Origin of the sequence: Streptomyces sp. NPDC000404 (genome assembly GCF_040300365.1) — a bacterium.
GTDB classification, from domain to species: Bacteria; Actinomycetota; Actinomycetes; order Streptomycetales; family Streptomycetaceae; genus Streptomyces; species Streptomyces ramulosus.
The window spans coordinates 327,005-346,387 of record NZ_JBEPDN010000004.1; the positions used below are offsets into that span (position 1 = coordinate 327,005).

Consider the following 19,383-nt stretch of genomic DNA (forward strand, 5'->3'; position numbering starts at 1 on the left):
GCCCAGGTCGGGGAGGTGCGCGTGATCACTTGGCGGGCTGCCAGTCCTCGACGTTCCACCAGGGGCCGGAGGCCAGGCCGTGGTCGTGCGGTTCGGTCTGGGTGGTCAGGCCCTTCCAGCGGTCGGCGATCACGTAGACGTGGTCGACGTGGGTGAGGAAGGTGTAGGCCGGGTTGTCGACGAGGCGGCGCTGGACGGCGTCGTAGGCGGCCTTGCGGGTGGCCTGGTCGTCGGTGCGGCGGGCCTCGGTGAGCTTGGCGTCGACGCTCTTGTCGGCGTAGCGCGACATGTTGTTGAAGCCGTCGCCGGCCAGCGAGGAGTGCAGCAGGAGGTACTGGTCGAAGTCGGGGTCGGCGGGGCTGCCGCCGCCGGCGAGGACCGCGTCCTTGGCCATGCGCGGCTCGATCGCCTCCCAGGTGCCGGATTCGACCTTGGCCTCGATCCCGGCCTTCTTGGCGTCGGAGGCGAAGGCGAGGGCGTGCTCCTGGCGGAGCTTGTCGCCGGAGAGGTACCAGAGGGTGAAGGAGGCGCGCTGGTGGCCCTTGGTGCGGATGCCGTCCGGGCCCTTCTTCCAGCCGGCGTCGTCGAGGATCCGCTCGGCCTTCTTCAGGTCGTGCGGGCGCTCGGTGCCCTTCGCGAACCAGGGGCTGTCGGTGGGCACCGGTCCGTAGGCGGGCTTCCCGGCGCCGTTGAGGATGCCCTTGACCATGGCCTCGCGGTCGACGGCGAGGTCGAGGGCACGGCGGACGGCCTTGGCGCCGGTGACCGGGTTGCCGGTGGGCAGCGTGACGTTGCGGTAGTCGAAGGTGGTGGCGGTGACGGTGGTGCGCTGCTTGTCGCCCTTGAAGGTGGCGGCGAGCTCCGGCGGCAGGATGGCGCCGTCGAGGTCGCCGGAGCGCAGCCGGGTGGCGCGGATGTCGTCGTCCTTGATGATCGCCATGGTGAAGTTCTTCACCTTCGGCGCGCCGCCCCAGTAGTGCGGGTTGGCCTTGAAGGTGAGCTTCTCGCCCTTGGACCAGTGGGTGAGGACGTAGGGGCCGGTGCCTATCGGCTTGGTGGTGAACGTGCCGTGGTTGATGTCCTGCTTGCCCGCGATGTGCTGCGGGGCGATGGGCAGGACGGCGCGCTCGGCGAAGGGCGCGTAGGGGTACTTGAGGTGGAAGACGACGGTGTGGTCGTCCTTCTTCTCGACGCTCCCCAGGGCGTCCAGCTCCGCCTTGGAGGCGTTGTTGGTCTTGGCGTCGAGGATGGTGGAGTAGGTGAAGACGACGTCGTCGGCGGTGAAGGGCTTGCCGTCGCTGAAGGTCACGCCCCGGCGGAGGTCGAAGGTGTAGGTCCGGCCGCCGTCGGTGACCTTGGGCAGCGCGGTGGCGAGGGCAGGCTTGAGGCGCATCCCCGCGTCGTGGGTGAGCAGCCCGTCGAAGATCTTGGAGTTGCCGTCCTTGCCGTAGCCGAGGAGCGGGCTGAGCGTCTCCGGTTCGTACGCGATGCCGACCACCGCGGAGTCCGTGCGTCCGGTGGCGGTCTTGCCGTCGTCCGGTGTGGAACAGGCCGTCGCGCTCAGCGCGAGGCCGGCCGCCAGCGTCACCGCGGCGGCTCTCCGTGGGAACCGGGCCGTCATCCTCATCTCCTCTGCATAGGAATCGCTATTGCATGGTTAACGCAATTAAAGCGTACGTAAAGAGGCACGGACGAAGCGGGTCGGTCCTGGTGAAAGCCGGAACCGGCCGGTGACCGGCGCCGATGCACCGCGGCACCCGGTGCGGCAACGGTTCCGGCCCGCGGATCCCGGTGGCAGACTGCTGCCCCCAACGGGACGGGGGCGACCGTGAGCGGCGATCAGGACGAGGGCGCGGGGCAGGAGCCGGGGCGGGGCGCGCGGGCCTGGCGGTGGATCCGGGCCGAAGGGCGGTTCGTCGCCGACGCCGTCCACCCGGAGTCGGCCGGGCTGAGCCGCGGCCGGCGGCTGGCCACCTACGCCGTCGCGCTCCTGAGCGCGGCGTTCCTGGTGGGCCTGGGTCTGGCGCGGTCCTACTTCACCGCCGGTACGGAGGCCCGGATCGGGGACGATGCGCAGAGCGCCCTCGACGCCGAGAAGGGCTATCTCCACGCCGCGTTCCGCCCCCTGCCCCGCGCCGCCTACGGACCGCCCTACTCCGTCTTCTCCCGGACGCCGCTCACCCCGCGCCAGATCGACGGCGTCCACCGCGGCGAGTACGACAGCTCCGTGCTCCGGGGCGGCGTGGCGGCCACCGCGTTCAGCCGCGGCGTCCGGGACGCCGCGCCCGGCAGCGGTCAGGTCTTCTACGTCGACCTGGTCAGCGACAGCAGCTCGATGATCACCGTGACCGGGATCGAGGCGACGCACACCCGCTGCCGGCGGTCCGCGACGGTCGCCGAGATCCACACTCCGGCCCAGGGGGAATCGCCGATCAAGGGGCTGGCGTACCGGCTTCCGCAGTCCGGCGAGGCCCCGAACGGATTCATCACCGACACCGAGGATCCGCACTGGGGCGAGCCGTACTTCGCGCACCACACGATTCCGCTCGGCGGCGCGGCTCCCCCGCAGACGCTGAGCGTCCTGGGGGTCGCCGCGCCCGGCACGTACTGCACCTGGGATCTGCAGGCGCGGTTCACCACCGATGACGGTGCGGTGCACCGCACCCGGCTCAACGCCGCGCCGCTGGTCACCGAGGGCGGACCGGGCGACGGCCCCGGCACCCAGCACCTCCGGGTGGATCTCGCCACACAGATCCGGTGGCGCTGTGAGCACGGGCAGCGCAGACCGCAGGAGTGCGGCGGGGTGTCCGGCGTCCGCCCGTAGGGCGCGCCAGGCCCCACCCGAAAAATGAACTCCCCTAGGGTGCAAGGGAGATCGCACGCCTGGGTGAGGGGACAAGGAACGTGGCGGACGTGGCGCAGGAGCGGGATCAGGCACCGACGCGCAGGCGGGTCCTGTGGGGGATGTCGGCGGCCGGGGCGCTGCTGACCGCCGGTTGTTCCGGCAGCGGCGCGGGCGCGGAGAAGAACGGCGGGGCGGACTCCGCGTCCCCGGCCCCCGGCCACGCCCCCACCGGGATCCTCGCCGCGAACTTCAACGAGGACCCGCGCGGCACCACCCTCGACCGGCTCAAGGGCGTACGGGCCGCCTGGGTCCGCGGTTTCGTCCCGATGCCCGAGGTCAAGGACGCTCACGCCGACCGGCAGCGGGGCATCGCCGCACTGCTGGCGGCGCATCGCGCCGGGTACGGCACCGTCCTGTCGCTGAAGTTCCCCTTCACCGGGCGCCCGTTGCCCGGCCCCGGCAGCGCCGCCATGGACACCGAGCTGAAGCGCGTCGACCAGGTTCTGGACGCCACGCTCGGCACGGTCGACATCCTCGGCATCGGCAACGAGCCGTTCCTCGAAACCCGCGCCGACGATCAGCGCCGCGGCCGCCTCAACGCCTTCTACGAGGAGATCGCGCGGCACATCGCCGCGCGGCGCAGGCAGCGCTTCCCCGACGGCTGCCGGACCCGGCTCTACATGGGCGCGCTCAACGGTCTGGAGAACCCGGCCACCCATGACGCGGCGCACGCCCGCTGGCTGACCTTCGTCCACGACACCCGCGAGATCGAGGGCGTCGACATCCATCCGCACGTCGCCGCGATCGAGGAAACCGAGGCGTATCTGACGTACGTGCTCCCCCGTATGCGCCCCGAACAGCGCTTCCTGGCCACCGAGTTCTCCCTGGTGCGGTTCTGGAAGCAGCATCTGCGCGACCAGGTGCCCGCCTCGTTCGCGCGCAGCCGCGGCATCCCGGCCGGCACACCCGTCTGGCAGGCGCTGCGGGACGCCGCCGCGCACCCGGTCCCGCAGGCGCACTGGAGGCAACTCCTGCTCGACAGCGAGTGGTTCGGCTCCCACCGGAACTTCCTGACGCGCCAGGTGCAGCGGCTTCGGGCCACCGGCCGGCTCACGGTCGCGGCGTACGGCATCGCCCAGGGGCCGGCGATGGTCCACGACATCGGGCCGGCGTTCCAGCCCTGGCTGCTGAACAGCGTCTACTCCAACCTCACCGTCCAGCCGTCCGCCGACGGCACGCCCGCCCCCAACCCGGCCTGGTACGACGAATTCCGGGCGCTCCAGCGGGCGGAGGACCGTCTCCCGGTGCGCACCGGGACCGTCCCGGTCTGACCGCGGGCGACCGGAGCTTCCGGCCCGCGCCGCCGTGCCCGGGCCGCGGCGGCGGATGGTCAGGAATCCGTCAAGCCGCCCGCATCGGACGCAACCCGCGCCGCGCTCCGCCCCTCTGGCGCTCGCCGCCGTGCCCACGCACGCCAAGGGCACCGTGGAGGTGACGGCGCCGCACACCGCGGCCGTCGGCAAGGCCTTCACCCTCTCCGCGCACGGTGACGATGACGCCGCCTCCTACCTGCGGATATGCCTGCAGGAGCGCAGCGGTGGGCGGGCCTGGCACCGGGTGGCCTGCGGCGCCGTCGTCGAGCGGGGCGGCCCGGAGGCAGGGGCCGTTACGCACCCGAAGAGCGCGCGGCGCGGCCCGGTGGAGTTCCGTGCGGTGGCCTACGGGCTGACCGGGCCGCACGATCAGCGCCCCCAGCGGTGGCGGACCTCGGCCGTGGCGACGGTGCAGGTCCGCTGAGGCACCCGGGGCCCCGGACCGCGCGGTCCGGGGCCCCGGCCACCTGCCGCTTCGGCGACGCCGGTTCAGGCGCCGGCGGTCGTCAGGGTGAGCTGCCACTTCGTCAGCGCCTCGTCGACCGGCTGGAAGACCGTCATGGTGTCGCCACCGGAGGAGCAGGTCGCGGTCCCGCCGCCGGAGTGGATGCCGACCGCCTTCGGATCGCCGGGCTGGGTGACGTACGAGCCTCCGGAGTCGCCCGCGGTGGAGCAGGCGTCGGTGACGGACAGGCCGTCGACCACCACGCCGCCCTCGTAGTCCACGGTCTGGTCGACGGCGGTGATCTCCCCGCAGTGCCAGCCGCTCGCCTCGCCCGAGCGGCACACGGAGGTGCCGACGATGCCCTCCTCCGAGCCGGTGACCGCGACCGGCGCGCCGCTCTGGCCCGCCACGTCGGGGCTCAGTTTCCAGGCCGGCTGGTCCACGTCGACGAGCCCGAAGTCGCCCTCGCGGCCGTCGACGCTGTGGGTGCCGCCGCGGTTGGAGGTGCCCATCCGGCTGCCGTCCTTGCCGTACGCCGCCTGATCCGCGGTCTCGGTGCAGTGACCGGCCGTCAGGAAGCCCCGGCGGTCGCCGGCGGTCACGGAGAAGCCGATGGAGCAGATGCCCTCGTCGCCCGGCATCCACTTCTCGCCGCCCACGACGCTGCCGCCCTGCTGGCGCGGTGCGTCGGCGGTGCGGACGGCGTGGACCGCGATGCCGGTGGGGGCGCCCAGTTGCTGGACCTCCTCGACGAAGGAGTCGGTGGCGGCGGTCCGGGTGCGGGTGTCGACGCGGACGGTGAGGGCGTTGGCGCGCTCGTCGACGCCCCAACCGGTCACGCCGGGCACGCCCTTGCCCGCCTTGGCGTCGATCTGCTCCAGCAGCCCGCGCAGCTGGGCGCGGCTGTGGGTGACGCGCTGCGCGACGGCCCCGGCGTCCTTCACCAGCCGGGCGTCCGCGTCCCCGGTGACCGCGACGACGAGCTTGCCGCTCTTCTTGTCGAACCACATTCCGGCGGCGCGGCCGGCCAGCGCCTGGCGCACCGCCTTCGCCGCGCGCGCCGCCTCCGTCTCCTGCGCGAGCCGGGCCCGCGCCCCCTCCGGCGTCAGGCCGAGGTCCCGCTGCATCGCGTCGAGCATCCCGCGGTCCGCGGGCGGCGGGCTCGGGTCGGGGGCCGGTGCGGCGTGCGCCGCGGCGAGCGGGGTGACGGCGGCCAGGACGACGGCGGCGGCCGCGCCCCGGACGGCGGCGGTGCGGTGGCGACGGTGCATGGAGGCTCTCCTCGCGGGTCGGATACGTCGGCCCGTCGAGCCTCCTCGACCCCGCCGCCGTCGGCGCGGGCAAGATCACCGCGGCATGATGGCCCGATGACGTCCGACACGCGGAACACCGGCCCCGGGCCCTGCGGCCCCGACCCGTTCGGCGGGCTGCCGCAGGCCCTGCGCAACATCGCCTACTCGGCGGCCCGCCATCCGGGAGCGGGGTCACCTGATGGGTCGTCACCGGACGGGCGCGACGGCCCCGATCTGTCGGCGGGCGCCAACTGCCAGCGCTACGCGTACGCGGTGCTGCACCACCACGGTCTGGTGGCGCCGCCGTTGCGGTCGTCGGAGCTGTGGGCGGACACCGTCGCCACCCGCCGGGTCACGGTCGCGCGCCCGCTTGACCTGGTGCTCTTCGACGGCGGGCCGGTGGCCGGACGCCCCGAGGGGTACGGCGCGCACGTCGGGGTGCATCTGGGCCCGGACCGGGTGCTGCACCTGTGCAAGGAGGTCGGCCGCCCGGCGGTGTGGCGCTATGCGCAGTTCGCGGCGCGGGCGCGGTACGCGCGCCTGCTGGGCGTCAAGCGGGTGCTGCGGCCGGGAGCGGAGCCGGGGGCCGGGGAGCGGACGGGCTGACGCCGGGCGGCGGGTGCCCGGTCGGTGGCGGCGGCCGGCGGTCAGGGCCGCCGTGGGACCCGCCGGACGCCCCCTCGGTGAGCGGCGGGTGCCCGGATCATGGCTCCCGCCTGGGCGGGCGGACCGGTCACAGGCGTGAGGCGGGCCGCGGCCCCTCGGCCGCCGCCCGCCTCACGCCCCGTCAGAAGCCCCCGCCGAAGCCGTCCCCGCCGCCACCGCCGAAGCCCCCGCCGTCGCCGAAGCCGCCGTCCCCGAAGCCGCCGCTGAAGTCGCCGGGGTCGAAGTCGGAGCCGGAGAACTCGCCGCCGTCGGTGCCGCCGAGGTCCGCGCCGTAGGCGTGCGGGGCGGTCATCAGGTTGCCGAGCACCGTGCCCATCAGCAGCGCGGGCAGCAGCCCGCCGCCGAAGTAGCCGCCCGCCCAGGGCGCGTAGCCGGGGCCGGCGTCCCAGTAGGGGCGGTCGCCGTCGGCGGTGCGGACCGTGCGGGCCAGCGGCTCCCGGCCGTCGTCCAGGCGGGCCTTGTCGGCGGCGCAGACCGGGACGGTGCGCGGGGCGCCGCCCGCCGGGGCCCACGCCACGTCGACCACGGACGGCCCGTGCCGCGGGTCGAAGAAGCAGGGCAGGCGCCGCTCGGGCAGCGGGGCGCCGGTGCGGCGGGCGGCCAGCGTCGCCAGCGAGAACCGCCCGTCCTCCAGCGCCTCGGTCACCGCCCGCACGTCGTCCGGGCGCTCGGCCGCCGCCATCGCCGACTTCGCCGTCTCGTACGCGTCGAGCGCACGGCTGTAGTCGTCACGCATCGCGTCGTCCGCGCCGGGCTCACCGGGCCGGAAGTCCAGCCGGTCCAGCTCCTCGCCGAACGCGGTGATGTCCTCGTCGACGACGACCCGCAGGTCCTCCAGCGCGGCCCGCTCCTGCTCCGCGCGGCGGCGCCGGTTGCGGCGGACGACGGCGTACGCGCCGCCACCGCCGACGACGGCCAGCACGCCCAGCCCGACGAGGGCGCCGGTGCCCGGACCCCCGCCGCCGTCGCCCTCCCAGGCGGCCGGGGCGTGGCCGTTCGCCTGCTGGATCGCGGTGTCGACGAAGCTGTTCAGCCGCTCGTCGACGGACGGGTACCCGGAGCGCTTGACCGCGCCGACGAGGTTTTGCACCGCGCCGCGCGACATCACCCGGGTGTCGGCCCCGGCGTTGAAGCCGTCGCCCAGCTCCACGGCGTAGACGCCGCTGATGCCGGTCTTGGTGCGCAGATCGCGCAGCAGGGTGTCGGGGTGGTATTCGGCGGCGCGGGGCAGCACCGCGACGAAGACCGGCTTACCGGAGTTCTCGATCTTCTTGGCGAGGGCGTCGGCCCGGTTGCGGGGCAGCTCGGAGGCGGCGCGCGGATCGACGTAGACCGGACCCTTGCGGAGGGCCGCGGCGGCCTCGTCGAGTCCGCCCGCCGCCCGCGCCGTGGACGCCGGCGCCACGGCGGGCACCAGCAGCGCGGTCAGCAGGGCCAGGAGGGGCAGGAGCAGCACACGGCGGCTGACGGTCTTCATGCCCACGACGCTACCCGAACGGCGTATTCAAGACATCAGCCGCGACGGCGGGCAGCGACACCGGGTACCTGGGTCGCGCCGCGGACGGCCGGGGCGGGAGCGGCCGCGGCGCGCTGCCCGCCCCGGGCGGTCACGGTGCGGGCAGCTCCACCAGCTCCGCCAGGGCCGCGCGGTGGCGGCCCGGGGCGCCGAGCGCGCTCTCGTCGCTCTTGGCCCGCTTCAGGAAGAGGTGCACAGGGTGCTCCCAGGTCATGCCGGTGCCGCCGTGCAGCTGCAGGCACTCCTCGGCGGCCCGCACCGCGACCGGCGCGCAGTACGCCTGGGCCACCGCGACGGCGACCGGCACGTCCGGGCTGCCGGTGGCCAGCGCGTCGGCGGCGTGGCGGGCCGCGGCGCGGGCGGAGGCGATATCGAGCCAGAGCGCGGCCATCCGGTGTTTGAGCGCCTGGAAGGAGCCCACCGGACGCCCGAACTGGGTGCGGGTGCCGGTGTGCGCGACGGCCGTGCTCAGGCACCATTCGGCGAGCCCGAGCTGTTCCGACGCGAGGAGCCCGGCGCCCGCCGTGAGCGCCCCGCGCACCGCCGCGACGGCGCGCTCGCCGGTGGCCAGCGGCGTCCCGGCGACGCCGTCCAGGGTGAGCGTGGCGAGCGGGCGGGTCAGGTCGAGCGGGGTGAGCGCGGTGGTGGCCACTCCCACGGCGGGCACCTCGACCGCGTACAGGGCGGGGCCGTCCGGGCCGTCGGCCGGGACGAGCAGCACCGCGGCGCAGGCGGCGTCGGCGACGGAGGTGACCGTGCCGTGCAGCGTGCCCACCGAGTCGGCCCGGACCGTCGGCTGCGCCGTCCGGAACGGCTGGTCGGGGGCGGTGGGCAGCGGCACGGCGAGGACGGCGACGGTGCCGGCGGCCAGCCGGGTGAGCAGTCCGGCGACCGGCTGCCGCCCGGTGTCGCAGCCCAGCAGCGCGGTGGCCGCGATGACGGCGCTGCTCAGGTACGGCACGCGGGCGACGGAGCGGCCGGTCTCCTCCAGGACGACGGCGGCCTCCCGGGCGCTCGCGCCCGCGCCGCCGAACTCCTCGGGGATCAGCAGCCCGGCGGCGCCGATGCCGTTCGCCAGCGCGTCCCACAGTCCGGTGTCGCAGGCGCGGCCCGATTCGAGGTCGGCGAGGACGGTTGCGGGGTCGCTGCGGGCGGCGAGCAGGGCGCGGACGGCGGCGCGCAGATCGTCCTCGGTCTCGCCGTAGAGCAGGTCGGATGCGGGCGTGCCGGCGGTCATCGGGGGAGGTCCTTCCAGGCGACGTCCTTGTCGGTCCGCGGCTCGGGCGGCAGGCCGAGGACGCGTTCGGCGACGATGTTGAGCAGCACCTCGGAGGTGCCTCCTTCGATGGAGTTCCCCTTGGCGCGCAGATAGCGGTAGCCGGCCTCGCGCCCGGTGAAGTCGACGGTTTCGGGGCGGCGCAGCGTCCAGTCGTCGTACGTCAGGCCGTCCTCGGCGAGGAATTCCAGGTCCCAGCCGCTGATCTGCTGGGCGAGGCGGGCGAAGGCCAGTTTCATCCCGCTGCCCTCGGGGCCCGGGGCGCCCTTGGCGAGCTGCTGGCGCAGCCGTTCGCCGGTGAGCCGGGTGACCTCGGCCTCCACCCAGAGCTTCAGCAGCCGCTGGTGGAGGTCGTGGGTGCGCAGTTCGGGGCGGGCGCGCCAGTCGGCGGCGGCGATGCCGATCATGCCGCCCTCGCGCGGTGTGGCGGCGCCGCCGATGGCGACCCGCTCGTTCATCAAGGTGGTGCGGGCCACCTCCCAGCCCTGGCCGACCTCGCCGACGCGGTGGCTGTCGGGGAGCGAGACGCCGGTGAGGAAGACCTCGTTGAACTCGGCCTCACCGGTGATCTGCCGCAGCGGCCGGACCTCCACGCCCGGGGCGGTCATGTCGCAGATGAAGTACGTCAGGCCCTGGTGCTTGGGGAGCGCGGGGTCGGTGCGGGCCACGAGGATGGCCCAGCGGGCGAGATGGGCGCTGGACGTCCAGACCTTCTGGCCGTCGATCACCCAGCGGTCGCCGTCGCGGACGGCGCGGGTGGCGAGCGCCGCGAGGTCGGAACCGGCGCCCGGTTCGCTGAACAGCTGGCACCAGACCTCCTCGCCGGTCCACAGCGGCCGCAGATGGCGGCGCTGCTGCTCCTGGGTGCCGTGGCGCAGCAGGGTGGGCGCGGCCATGCCCAGGCCGATGGCGAGGCGGCCGGGGTTGTTGCCGGGGGCGCCGGCGGCGGCGAGTTCCGCGTCGACGACCGCCTGGAGGGCACGCGGCGCGTCGAGCCCGCCGAGCCCTTCGGGGAAGTGGACCCAGGCCAGTCCGGCGTCGAAGCGGGCCCGCAGGAAGTCGAGGGGTGCGGTGGTGGCGGGCGGGTGCGCGGCCAGCAGCCGGGCGGTGCGGGCGCGCAGATCGGCGGTGTCGGTCATCGTCCCGCCTCCGCTCCGGGGATGACGACGAGACGGCCGGTGGTGGTGCCGTCGGCGACGCGCTGGACGGCGTCGGCGGCGCCCTCCAGCGGCACCCGTTCGCCGATCAGCGGGGCGACGGCGCCCTTGGCGGCCAGTTCGGTGAGGGCGTCGTGGCAGGCGTCGACGGCGCGCGGGTCCTTGGTGTTGTAGAGCCCCCAGTGGAGGCCGAGGACGGAGTAGTTCTTCACCAGGGCGTGGTTGAGGGCGGCGGTGGGAATCGCGCCGCTGGCGAAGCCGACGACGACGATGCGGCCCTCGAAGGCGATGCACTTGACGGACTTGGCGTACGCGTCGCCGCCGACCGGGTCGTAGACGACATCGGCGCCCCGGCCGTCGGTGGCGTCCTTCACGGCGGCGACGATGTCGTCGGCGCGCCGGTCGAGGACGAGGTCGCAGCCCAGGTCGCGGGCGATACGGGCCTTCTCGGCGCCGCCGGTCACGCCGATCACCCGGGCGCCCGCGGCCTTGCCGAGCTGGACGGCGGCGCTGCCGACGCCACCGGCCGCGGCGTGCACCAGCAGGGTCTCCCCCGGCTGGATCCGGGCCCTGCGGTGGAGGCCGAACCAGCCGGTCTGGTAGCCGATGTGGAGGGCGGCGGCGCCGGCGTCGTCCAGGGACTCCGGCGCCGGGCGCACGGTCGCCGCGTCCACGGCCACCCGCTCGGCGAACCCGCCGTCCGGCAGCGGCGGCTGGGCCAGCACCCGCTGCCCGACCGTCCCGCGGGCGCCCTCCCCCACGGCCAGCACCTCGCCGCAGATCTCCACGCCCGGGGTGAACGGCAGCGGCGGCCGCACCTGGTACTGCCCGCGGCAGAGCAGCGCGTCCGGGAAGTTGACGTTCGCGGCCCGCACCCGCAGCAGCAGCTGCCCGGGGCCCGCCTGCGGCTCCGGCACCTCCTCCAGCCGCATCACCTCACGCGGTTCGCCGTTCGCGTGTACGCGCCATGCCTTCACCAGCTGCCTCCCGGGCCGTGGGTACGCGGACGGCGCGCGGACCGTGGGGGCTCCGGCGCGCCACGGGCATACTAAGCGGTCGGTATCCCCGAGGGAACCGCTTCCGGAATCCGCCCGGCGGGCACATCGGGCCCCGCGCGCACCCGTCCGCGGCCCGGCGCGAACGGGCGCGCCGGGCCGGACGGTTCACCGCGCGGGACGCCTCTTCCGCCGCTTCACCGCACGGGATGGTGCCGGACCGCGTGGGCCCGCAGCTCGGCCCAGCTCCGCGGGTCCTCGAAGCCGAGCGCCCACAGTCCGGTGCCGCGGATGCCGTACCGGTCCAGCACCTCCTTGTGCGCCGCGACGCCGCGCGCGTCCTGGTACCAGACCTCGTGGGTGTGGCCGTCGCGCCGGTAGGTGAAGTGCGGGGTGCCGGAGGCGCTGTCGAAGTGGTACGCGGTGCCCGTGCGGCGGCGCAGCGCCTCCGCCTCGCGCCAGGTCAGGTGGGTGGCGCGGCCGCCGGCGGTCCGGTCCCAGTCCCAGCCGTAGCCGGGGAAGGCGACCTCGATCTTGTGCCGGGGGACGGTGGCGGTGGCCCGGCGCAGGAACGCGTCGTACCACTGCCGGGAGGAGAGCGGGCCCGGCGCGCCCCCGGCCCAGTGCAGGTCGTAGCCCATGATGCGCAGCCGGTCGGCGGCCTTGCCCAACTGCCGGTAGTCGTACGCCCTGCCGGAGCCGCCGGTCTGCGGCACGACGGTGACGGTGCACTCCTTGCCGAGGGTGTGCAGCCGGGCGCAGAGGTCGGCGGTGAGCGCGGTGTAGCCGGTGGCGACGCGGGCGCGGTCGGCGGCGGTGCCGGTGAGCGCCATCCTCTCGTAGTCGAGGTCGAGGCCGTCGTAGCCGTGGCCGCGCACGGTGCGGGCCAGCGTCTCGACGTGTGCGGCGCGCCGCCGCCGGTCGAGCATCAGGTCCGCCATGTCCTTGGCGCCGAGTGTCTCGGTGACGGTCGGCACCACCTTGATCCCGGCCCGCCGCAGCCCCCGGATGATGTCGCGGCGCCCGGCCCCGGGGTGCGCGGTGACGGCGCGGTCCCCGGTCGCCTCGTACCAGAACGGGCTGACGGTGTGCAGCTGATCGGCGTGGCGCAGCGCATCACGGTAGGCGGCGTCGACGTCGCCCCAGTAGGGCAGCCAGGCGGAGCCGGTGCGGGCCGGATCGTGACGGGGGTGCGCGGCGCGCGGTGCGGGGGCGGTGGCGGTGGCGGTGGTGACGGACGAGGCGGATGCGGCCGGGGCGGCGAGGGGTCCGGCCAGTGCGGTCGCGGCGAGCAGGAGGGCGGTTCCGGTACGGGCCAGGGGCGGTGCGGGACGGTCCATGAACCGAGCCATGCCCGATGGCGCCGGACGCGTCCCACCCGGCTCCGCCGATCGGTGCCCGGCGGCGCGGGCGTACCGCCGGACGGGGGACGTATCGCCGTACGGGGCAGGCACCGGCTCGGGGCTGTCGGCCCGTCAGCTCTCCAGGAGTGCGTGGAGGCGGCGGGCCTGGCGTTCCGCGGTGCTGCCCGGTGGGTTGCGGGGGTGTGCCGGGTCGTCGGCGGCGAGCAGGAAGAGCCAGACCAGGGCGAGCAGCCGGCGGCAGTCGGCCAGCCGGGCCGTCTCCGCCGGCGTCAGGGCGCAGGCGCGCAGCAGCGCGGGGACGTCGACGGGCTCCGGCACCCAACTGGCGACATGCTCGGTGATCTCCGCGATCTCCCAGGCGCGGTCGCTGCGCCCGGATTCCTCGAAGTCGACGAGGCGGACCCGGTGGCCGTCCCAGAGGTAGTTGGCGGCGTTGCCGTCGCCGGGGCCGAAGCAGGGGGTGACGCCCGGTGGCGCGACGCCGGGCTCGGGAGCGTCCCCGGTGACGCCGGGCGGGGCGGCGGCGAGCCAGGCGCGGCCCGCGTCCAGCGCACGGCGCACCACGGGCGGCCGCGGGCGGTCCGCCGGCCGGGCGTACCAGCGCCTCAGCCGCTCCGCCACCGCCCGCTGGTGACCGGGGCGCAGCGGCTGCGCGGCCAGCTCCCCGGGCGGGAGAGCGGTGTGCACGGCCTGGAGCGCGGCGGCCCAGGCGTCCAGCTCGGGCGCGCCCAGCGGGCGGCCGCGGAGGGGGACGCCGGGCAGCCGGCTCATCGTCAGCTCTCCGGCCCGGGACGCGCCGTGCTCCGGGATCACCGGGGCGATGCCCGGCGCATGGACGGCGAGCAACCGCAGCGCCCGCACCTCCCGCTCCCGGGCGTCCTCGTGCCCCGGGCGGTACGTCTTGACGACCCGGTCGGGACCGAGCACCACCCGATGCGTGCTCCACACGGCGGCCGCCGCCCCTCCCCCGCCCTCCGTCACGTCCGCTCCTCCTGCGCCGTGCCCGTCTCGCCGCTCATGTCCGGCCCTCCCGTTCCTGGGCATCGCGGAGGGCATCCGACGGCGTGGCCCAGTCGGCGTGGACGACGCGGAAGCCCGCGCGGGCGCTCGCCTCGCAGACGAGGGCGTCGTCGTCGACGAGATGGCGGACCTCCCGGCCGCGGGCGAGGCGGCGGAGCAGGTCGAGCTTGGCGTGGCGGGCCGGGCGGCGGTCGTCGTTGGCGCGCATCCGCAGCGTGCCCTCGGGCAGACCGTGGGCGGCGAGCCAGTCGAGGGTGGGGCGGCGGTACTTCTCGGGGCGGCCGGTGAGGTAGACGATCTCGCACTCGCGGGCGTCGGCCAGGAGCAGGGCGACGCCCTCGGCGAGCGGCGGATCCTCGGGCGCGGCGGCGAAGAACGCGGCCCAGTCGCGCGGGCGCCGGGCGAGGAAGTGCTGGCGGTGCCCGGTGTCGGCGAGGGTGCCGTCCACATCGAAGACCGCCAGCGGAAGCCGCGTCATACGGCGCCGTCCTCTCCCCGCGCCCCCGCGGGCACGGCGCCGTCCTCCCCGGCGGGGGTGACCGCGACACGGCCGGACTCCAGTGCCTGGGCGAGGGAGACGTGGTCGTAGGCGATGTCGACGCAGGTGGCGGTGGACATCCGGAGGCTGGCATCGGGCTCCGGGGCCGGGCCGTCGCCGTAGGCCGGGGTGTCGCCGCCGAGCGTGACGTGGAAGGTGCCCTCGTCGAGGACGACGTCGAGCACGCCGGCGCCGGGAGCGGTGGTTCCCCGGCCGCCTGCGAAGTGGGCGGCGAGGCGGGTGAGGAGCGGGACGGCGAACCAGTGGGCGCGCACCGCGTCGGTGGGGCGGGGGTCGCCCAGGGCCGGGGCGCCCCAGTCGGCGAGGGCGGTGAGGACCGGCAGCAAATCCCGCCCGCGCGCGGTGAGTTCGTAGACGAAGGCGGCGCCCGGTGGCGCGAGGCGGCGGCGGGTGACCAGGCCCTCGCGCTCCATGTCCTTGAGGCGGGAGGCGAGCATGTCGGTGCTGACGCCGGGGAGGTCGGTGTGCAGGTCGGTGTAGCGGCGGGCTCCGCCCAGCAGTTCGCGGACGATGAGGAGCGTCCAGCGGTCGCCGACGGCATCGAGGGCGCGGGCGACGGCGCAGTACTGGTCATAACTTCGGCGCGACATGGCTCCAGCATAGACATATGGTTGGACTTTCCAAGTGCGGGCTTGGTAAAACCAAGTGCAGTGAGGAAAACCGGGAATCCGCCGCACCGCGCGGCGGACGCGGACCGGTCGGCCACGGCGTACGGGCGGACACCGCCCGCCGCGCGCCCCGGCCAGGCCCCGCGAGCCCGGCGAACGACGAAGGGGAGGCCGCCGTATGCAGTTCAAGCAGTCCAGCAAGATGGCCGATGTCTGCTACGAGATCCGGGGTCCGGTGATCGAGCAGGCCGACGCTCTGGAGGAGGCCGGGCACAGCGTGCTGCGGCTGAACACCGGAAATCCCGCCCTGTTCGGCTTCGAGGCGCCCGAGGAGATCCTCCAGGACGTCATCCGCAACCTCTCCCGGGCGCACGGCTACACCGAGTCCCGCGGCATCCTCGCGGCGCGGCGCGCGGTGGCGCAGCACTACCAGGGCCGCGGGCTGCCCGAGGTCGGCGTCGACGACGTCTACCTGGGCAACGGCGTCTCCGAGCTGGTCTCCATGGCCGTCCAGGCGCTGCTCGACGACGGCGACGAAGTCCTCATCCCGGCCCCCGACTTCCCCCTGTGGACGGCGGTGACGACGCTGGCCGGCGGCAAGGCGGTGCACTACCTCTGCGACGAGTCGGCGGACTGGCTGCCCGATCTGGACGACCTCGCGTCGAAGATCACCGACCGCACCCGCGCGCTGGTCATCATCAACCCCAACAACCCCACCGGCGCCGTCTACCCCCGCGAGCTGCTGGAGGGCATGCTCGACCTCGCCCGCCGCCATCAGCTGCTGGTCTTCGCCGACGAGATCTACGACCGGATCCTCTACGACGGCGAGATCCACCACCACGCCGCCGTGCTCGCCCCCGACCTGGTGTGCCTGACCTTCAGCGGCCTCTCCAAGGCGTACCGCGTCGCCGGCTTCCGCTCCGGCTGGCTGGTCGTCTCCGGACCGCGGCAGCACGCCGCCGACTACCTGGAGGGCCTGGGCACCCTCGCCTCCATGCGCCTGTGCCCCAACGCGCCCGCGCAGTACGCCGTCCAGGCGGCGCTGGGCGGCCGGCAGAGCATCGAGGATCTGGTGCTGCCCGGCGGCCGCCTGCGCGAGCAGCGGGACGTGGCGTGGGAGCGGCTGAACGAGATCCCGGGCGTCTCCTGCGTCAAACCGCGGGGCGCGCTGTACGCCTTCCCGCGGCTGGATCCGAAGGTGCACCCGATCCACAACGACGAGAGGTTCGTCCTCGATCTGCTGCTGCGGGAGAAGATCCAGGTCGTCCAGGGCACCGGCTTCAACTGGCCGCGCCCGGACCACTTCCGCATCCTCACCCTCCCGCACGCCGACGACCTGGACGCCGCCATCCGCCGCATCGGCCGCTTCCTCGCCGGCTACCGCCAGTGACCGGCCGCCGGGCCCGGCACACCGGGGCGGCCGGAACCGCCCCGCCCCCGGGCCCGCCGCCACGCCACCTCACCCGGACGGCCGTACCGCCCGGGGGTACCCCGGGCCCCCGCCGTGCCGCGCCGCCCCGGCCCGCGGGCCGTCGCCCGCCGCCCCCGCGTCCGCACAGCCCCCTTGAGCACACGCGCCTCAGCGGCTTAGGTGGAGGGCGGCAGCCCAGCCGCCCCCGGAGGGGAGAGGGAAGCGATGTCCGTACGGCCCGCGGTCAGCGAAGCCGAACTCGAAGCACATCTGCGCGGAATCTGTTTCAAGACCGGTCCGCCCCGCCGGATCGGCGTCGAGATCGAATGGCTGGTCCACGACGCCCGCGCCCCCCGAAGTCCCGTCGCACCGCCCCGGCTGCACGCCGCCGCCGATGCGCTGCGCGCACTGCCCCTCGCGTCCCGTCTCACCTTCGAGCCGGGCGGTCAGCTGGAGCTCAGCTCGCCGCCCGCGGCCTCCCTGATGTCCTGCATCGAGACGGTCGCCGCCGACCTCGCACAGGTCCGGCCCGTTGTACGGGCCCATGGACTGGGCCTCGCCGGTCACGGCCACAACCCCTGGCACGCCCCCAGCCGGGTCCTGGCCGAGCCCCGGTACGACGCGATGGAGGCGTACTTCGACCGCTGGGGCCCGGCCGGCCGCTCCATGATGTGCGCCACCGCGTCGGTACAGGTCTGCCTCGACGCCGGGCACGAGGAGCCCGGGCCGCTGGGCCTGGGCCGCCGCTGGCTGCTGGCCCATCTGCTGGGCGCCGTCCTGTCCGCCGCGTTCGCCAACTCCCCCACCAGCGAGGGCTGTCCCACCGGCTACCGCACCACCCGGCAGCTGGTGTGGTCCCGGCTCGATCCGGCGCGCACCCTCGCCCCGCCGCCGGACGACGACCCGCGCGCCGCCTGGGCCCGGTACGTCCTCGACGCCCCGGTGATGTGCATCCGCGGCGCGGACGGTCCCTGGGACGCCCCCGAGGACCTCACCTTCCGCGACTGGATCCGCGGCGCGGCGCCCCGGCCACCGACCCGGGAGGACCTCGACTACCACGTCACCACGCTGTTCCCGCCGGTGCGCCCGCGCGGCCATCTGGAGCTGCGGATGATCGATGCGCAGCCCGGGGAGCACGGCTGGGTGGTCCCGCTGGCCGTCACCGCCGCGCTCTTCGACGACCCCGAGGCCACGGAGCGCGCCTACCGCGCGGTCAAGCCCCTCGCGGAGACCGCCGGGTCCCGTCCCGCGCCCCGCAATCCGCTGTGGCGCCGGGCGGCGCGCGCCGCGCTGACCGACCCGGAGCTGCACGCCGCCGCGCTGACCTGCTTCGACGCCGCACGCGAGGCGCTGCCCCGGCTGGGCGCCGCGCCCGAGGTGCTGGCCGCCGTCGAGGCGTTCACCGCGCGCTATGTCGCCCGTGGCCGCTGCCCCGCCGACGATCATCTGGACGCTCTGGACGACGTGGCCGCCGCGGGCGTGCCCGAGGCCGGTTCCGCTCCCGGTAAGGAGAGCCCGTGACCCACGATCCCGAGGCGCTGCGCTCCCGCGCGGCCACCGCGCTGCTCGCCGCCCGCGACCGCACCCAGCTGCTGACCGGCTGCGTCGAGGAGCGCGATCTCCTCGCCCAGCACTCCCCGCTGATGTCGCCGCTGGTCTGGGACCTCGCGCACATCGGCAATCAGGAGGAGCAGTGGCTGCTGCGCACCGTCGGCGGCCGCGACGCCCTCCGCCCGGAGCTGGACTCCGTCTACGACGCGTTCGCGCACCCCCGCGCCAGCCGCCCGTCCCTGCCGCTGCTGGGCCCCGCCGAGGCGCACGGCTATGTCGCCGAGGTCCGCGGCCGGGTCCTGGACATCCTGGAGGGCGCGGCGCTGCACGGCGCCCCGCTGCTCGACGCCGCCTTCGCGTTCGGCATGATCGCCCAGCACGAACAGCAGCACGACGAGACGATGCTCATCACCCACCAGCTGCGCCGCGGCCCGGCCGCCCTCACCGCGCCGCAGCCGCCGGACACCACCGACGGCCCACTGCCCGCCGAAGTCCTCGTCCCCGGCGGCCCGTTCACGATGGGCACCTCCACCGAGCCGTGGGCGCTGGACAACGAACGGCCCGCGCACCCCCGCCACGTCGCGCCGTTCCACCTCGACACCGCACCCGTCAGCAACGCCGCCTATCTGCGCTTCGTCGAGGACGGCGGCTACGACGAGCCCCGCTGGTGGGCCCCCGAGGGCTGGGCGCAGGTCCGCGAACACCGCCTGCGCGCCCCGCTGTTCTGGCGGCGGGACGGCGGCAGCTGGCTGCGCCGCCGCTTCGGCGTCACCGAGCAGGTGCCGCCCGACGAGCCGGTGCTGCACGTCAGCTGGTACGAGGCGGACGCCTACGCGCGCTGGGCGGGGCGGCGGCTGCCCACCGAGGCCGAGTGGGAGAAGGCCGCCCGCCACGACCCGGCGACCGGCCGCTCCCGGCGCTATCCGTGGGGCGACGCGGACCCGGAGCCCGGCCACGCCAACCTCGGCCAGCGCCATCTGCGGCCCGCGCCCGTCGGCAGCTACCCCGAGGGCCGTTCGCCGCTGGGGGTGGGGCAGTTGATCGGCGATGTGTGGGAGTGGACCGCCGACGACTTCCTGCCGTATCCGGGCTTCGCCGCGTTCCCCTACCGGGAGTACTCCGAGGTGTTCTTCGGCGGGGCGTACAAGGTGCTGCGGGGCGGTTCGTTCGCCGTCGACCCGGTGGCCTGCCGGGGGACCTTCCGCAACTGGGACCTGCCGGTGCGGCGGCAGATCTTCGCCGGCTTCCGCACCGCCCGCGACGCCGCACCGGAGGATGCATGAGGCGCCCGGGCACACCACGGGG

17 protein-coding genes are annotated in these 19,383 nt (G+C 75.2%); 7 read left to right on the plus strand and 10 right to left on the minus strand.

Annotated features, from left to right (window positions below):
* Positions 1-25: 25 nt before the first annotated feature.
* Positions 26-1,621 carry an ABC transporter substrate-binding protein gene (locus tag ABT345_RS09520; protein ID WP_345087845.1) on the minus strand — a complete coding sequence of 532 codons (1,596 nt, stop codon included), beginning with the start codon at positions 1,619-1,621 and terminating at the stop codon, positions 26-28.
* Positions 1,622-1,828: 207 nt separating this feature from the next.
* Between ABT345_RS09520 and ABT345_RS09525 the strand changes: the two genes are divergently transcribed.
* The 3 genes from ABT345_RS09525 to ABT345_RS09535 all read left to right on the plus strand — a co-directional run bounded on the left by ABT345_RS09525 (position 1,829) and on the right by ABT345_RS09535 (position 4,642).
* On the plus strand, positions 1,829-2,824 hold the full coding sequence (locus tag ABT345_RS09525) for a hypothetical protein (RefSeq protein ID WP_345087847.1): 996 nt from the start codon (positions 1,829-1,831) through the stop codon (positions 2,822-2,824).
* 89 nt (positions 2,825-2,913) lie between these two features.
* The gene (locus ABT345_RS09530) at positions 2,914-4,176 is read left to right on the plus strand and encodes a hypothetical protein (protein ID WP_345087849.1); all 1,263 of its coding nucleotides are present in this window, start codon (positions 2,914-2,916) and stop codon (positions 4,174-4,176) included.
* Positions 4,177-4,306: 130 nt separating this feature from the next.
* Entirely contained in the window at positions 4,307-4,642 is a 336-nt protein-coding gene (locus ABT345_RS09535; RefSeq protein WP_345087851.1) for a hypothetical protein, read from the plus strand.
* A 65-nt stretch (positions 4,643-4,707) separates the two neighbouring features.
* Here ABT345_RS09535 and ABT345_RS09540 read toward each other — a convergent pair whose 3' ends face one another.
* Positions 4,708-5,934, minus strand: coding sequence for a S1 family peptidase (locus tag ABT345_RS09540; protein ID WP_345087853.1), 1,227 nt, complete (start codon positions 5,932-5,934; stop codon positions 4,708-4,710).
* Between the two features lie 96 nt (positions 5,935-6,030).
* Between ABT345_RS09540 and ABT345_RS09545 the strand changes: the two genes are divergently transcribed.
* On the plus strand, positions 6,031-6,561 hold the full coding sequence (locus tag ABT345_RS09545; RefSeq protein WP_345087855.1) for a cell wall hydrolase: 531 nt from the start codon (positions 6,031-6,033) through the stop codon (positions 6,559-6,561).
* Positions 6,562-6,742: 181 nt separating this feature from the next.
* Here ABT345_RS09545 and ABT345_RS09550 read toward each other — a convergent pair whose 3' ends face one another.
* The 8 genes from ABT345_RS09550 to ABT345_RS09585 form a co-directional block, all read right to left on the minus strand.
* Complete coding sequence (locus ABT345_RS09550; protein WP_345087857.1) at positions 6,743-8,098, minus strand: hypothetical protein; 1,356 nt, start codon at positions 8,096-8,098, stop codon at positions 6,743-6,745.
* 130 nt (positions 8,099-8,228) lie between these two features.
* Entirely contained in the window at positions 8,229-9,374 is a 1,146-nt protein-coding gene (locus tag ABT345_RS09555) for an acyl-CoA dehydrogenase family protein (RefSeq protein ID WP_345087859.1), read from the minus strand.
* Positions 9,371-10,552 carry an acyl-CoA dehydrogenase family protein gene (locus ABT345_RS09560; protein ID WP_345087861.1) on the minus strand — a complete coding sequence of 394 codons (1,182 nt, stop codon included), beginning with the start codon at positions 10,550-10,552 and terminating at the stop codon, positions 9,371-9,373. The genes ABT345_RS09555 and ABT345_RS09560 overlap by 4 nt, the downstream gene beginning before the upstream one ends.
* Complete coding sequence (locus ABT345_RS09565; RefSeq protein ID WP_345087864.1) at positions 10,549-11,547, minus strand: NADPH:quinone oxidoreductase family protein; 999 nt, start codon at positions 11,545-11,547, stop codon at positions 10,549-10,551. The genes ABT345_RS09560 and ABT345_RS09565 overlap by 4 nt, the downstream gene beginning before the upstream one ends.
* Positions 11,548-11,762: 215 nt before the next feature.
* Positions 11,763-12,905 (minus strand): glycosyl hydrolase family 18 protein, encoded by a 1,143-nt coding sequence (locus tag ABT345_RS09570; RefSeq protein WP_345087866.1) that lies wholly within the window; start codon positions 12,903-12,905, stop codon positions 11,763-11,765.
* 135 nt (positions 12,906-13,040) lie between these two features.
* Complete coding sequence (locus tag ABT345_RS09575; RefSeq protein ID WP_351321515.1) at positions 13,041-13,877, minus strand: phosphotransferase family protein; 837 nt, start codon at positions 13,875-13,877, stop codon at positions 13,041-13,043.
* Positions 13,878-13,944: 67 nt separating this feature from the next.
* Positions 13,945-14,427, minus strand: a complete 483-nt coding sequence (locus tag ABT345_RS09580; RefSeq protein ID WP_345087870.1) for a phosphatase domain-containing protein — start codon at positions 14,425-14,427, stop codon at positions 13,945-13,947.
* Positions 14,424-15,098 (minus strand): winged helix-turn-helix transcriptional regulator, encoded by a 675-nt coding sequence (locus ABT345_RS09585; RefSeq protein ID WP_345087872.1) that lies wholly within the window; start codon positions 15,096-15,098, stop codon positions 14,424-14,426. The genes ABT345_RS09580 and ABT345_RS09585 overlap by 4 nt, the downstream gene beginning before the upstream one ends.
* A gap of 196 nt (positions 15,099-15,294) precedes the next feature.
* Here ABT345_RS09585 and ABT345_RS09590 point away from each other — a divergent pair, with 196 nt between their 5' ends.
* The 3 genes from ABT345_RS09590 (at position 15,295) to egtB (ending at position 19,361) form a co-directional block, all read left to right on the plus strand.
* Positions 15,295-16,506, plus strand: coding sequence for a pyridoxal phosphate-dependent aminotransferase (locus ABT345_RS09590; protein WP_345087874.1), 1,212 nt, complete (start codon positions 15,295-15,297; stop codon positions 16,504-16,506).
* Between the two features lie 246 nt (positions 16,507-16,752).
* Complete coding sequence (egtA, locus tag ABT345_RS09595; protein ID WP_345087876.1) at positions 16,753-18,048, plus strand: ergothioneine biosynthesis glutamate--cysteine ligase EgtA; 1,296 nt, start codon at positions 16,753-16,755, stop codon at positions 18,046-18,048.
* Entirely contained in the window at positions 18,045-19,361 is a 1,317-nt protein-coding gene (gene egtB / locus ABT345_RS09600) for an ergothioneine biosynthesis protein EgtB (RefSeq protein WP_345087878.1), read from the plus strand. Before egtA ends, egtB begins: the two co-directional genes overlap by 4 nt.
* Positions 19,362-19,383: the final 22 nt, after the last annotated feature.

Excerpts from the sequence above, each read along its gene's own strand:
- ABT345_RS09520 (WP_345087845.1), bottom strand. The coding sequence starts at position 1,621 with ATGACGGCCCGGTTCCCACGGAGAGCCGCCGCGGTGACGCTGGCGGCC.
- ABT345_RS09540 (WP_345087853.1), bottom strand. The coding sequence starts at position 5,934 with ATGCACCGTCGCCACCGCACCGCCGCCGTCCGGGGCGCGGCCGCCGCC.
- ABT345_RS09545 (WP_345087855.1), top strand. The coding sequence starts at position 6,031 with ATGACGTCCGACACGCGGAACACCGGCCCCGGGCCCTGCGGCCCCGAC.
- ABT345_RS09550 (WP_345087857.1), bottom strand. The coding sequence starts at position 8,098 with ATGAAGACCGTCAGCCGCCGTGTGCTGCTCCTGCCCCTCCTGGCCCTG.
- ABT345_RS09555 (WP_345087859.1), bottom strand. The coding sequence starts at position 9,374 with ATGACCGCCGGCACGCCCGCATCCGACCTGCTCTACGGCGAGACCGAG.
- ABT345_RS09560 (WP_345087861.1), bottom strand. The coding sequence starts at position 10,552 with ATGACCGACACCGCCGATCTGCGCGCCCGCACCGCCCGGCTGCTGGCC.
- ABT345_RS09570 (WP_345087866.1), bottom strand. The coding sequence starts at position 12,905 with ATGGACCGTCCCGCACCGCCCCTGGCCCGTACCGGAACCGCCCTCCTG.
- ABT345_RS09580 (WP_345087870.1), bottom strand. The coding sequence starts at position 14,427 with ATGACGCGGCTTCCGCTGGCGGTCTTCGATGTGGACGGCACCCTCGCC.
- ABT345_RS09585 (WP_345087872.1), bottom strand. The coding sequence starts at position 15,098 with ATGTCGCGCCGAAGTTATGACCAGTACTGCGCCGTCGCCCGCGCCCTC.
- ABT345_RS09590 (WP_345087874.1), top strand. The coding sequence starts at position 15,295 with ATGCAGTTCAAGCAGTCCAGCAAGATGGCCGATGTCTGCTACGAGATC.
- egtA (WP_345087876.1), top strand. The coding sequence starts at position 16,753 with ATGTCCGTACGGCCCGCGGTCAGCGAAGCCGAACTCGAAGCACATCTG.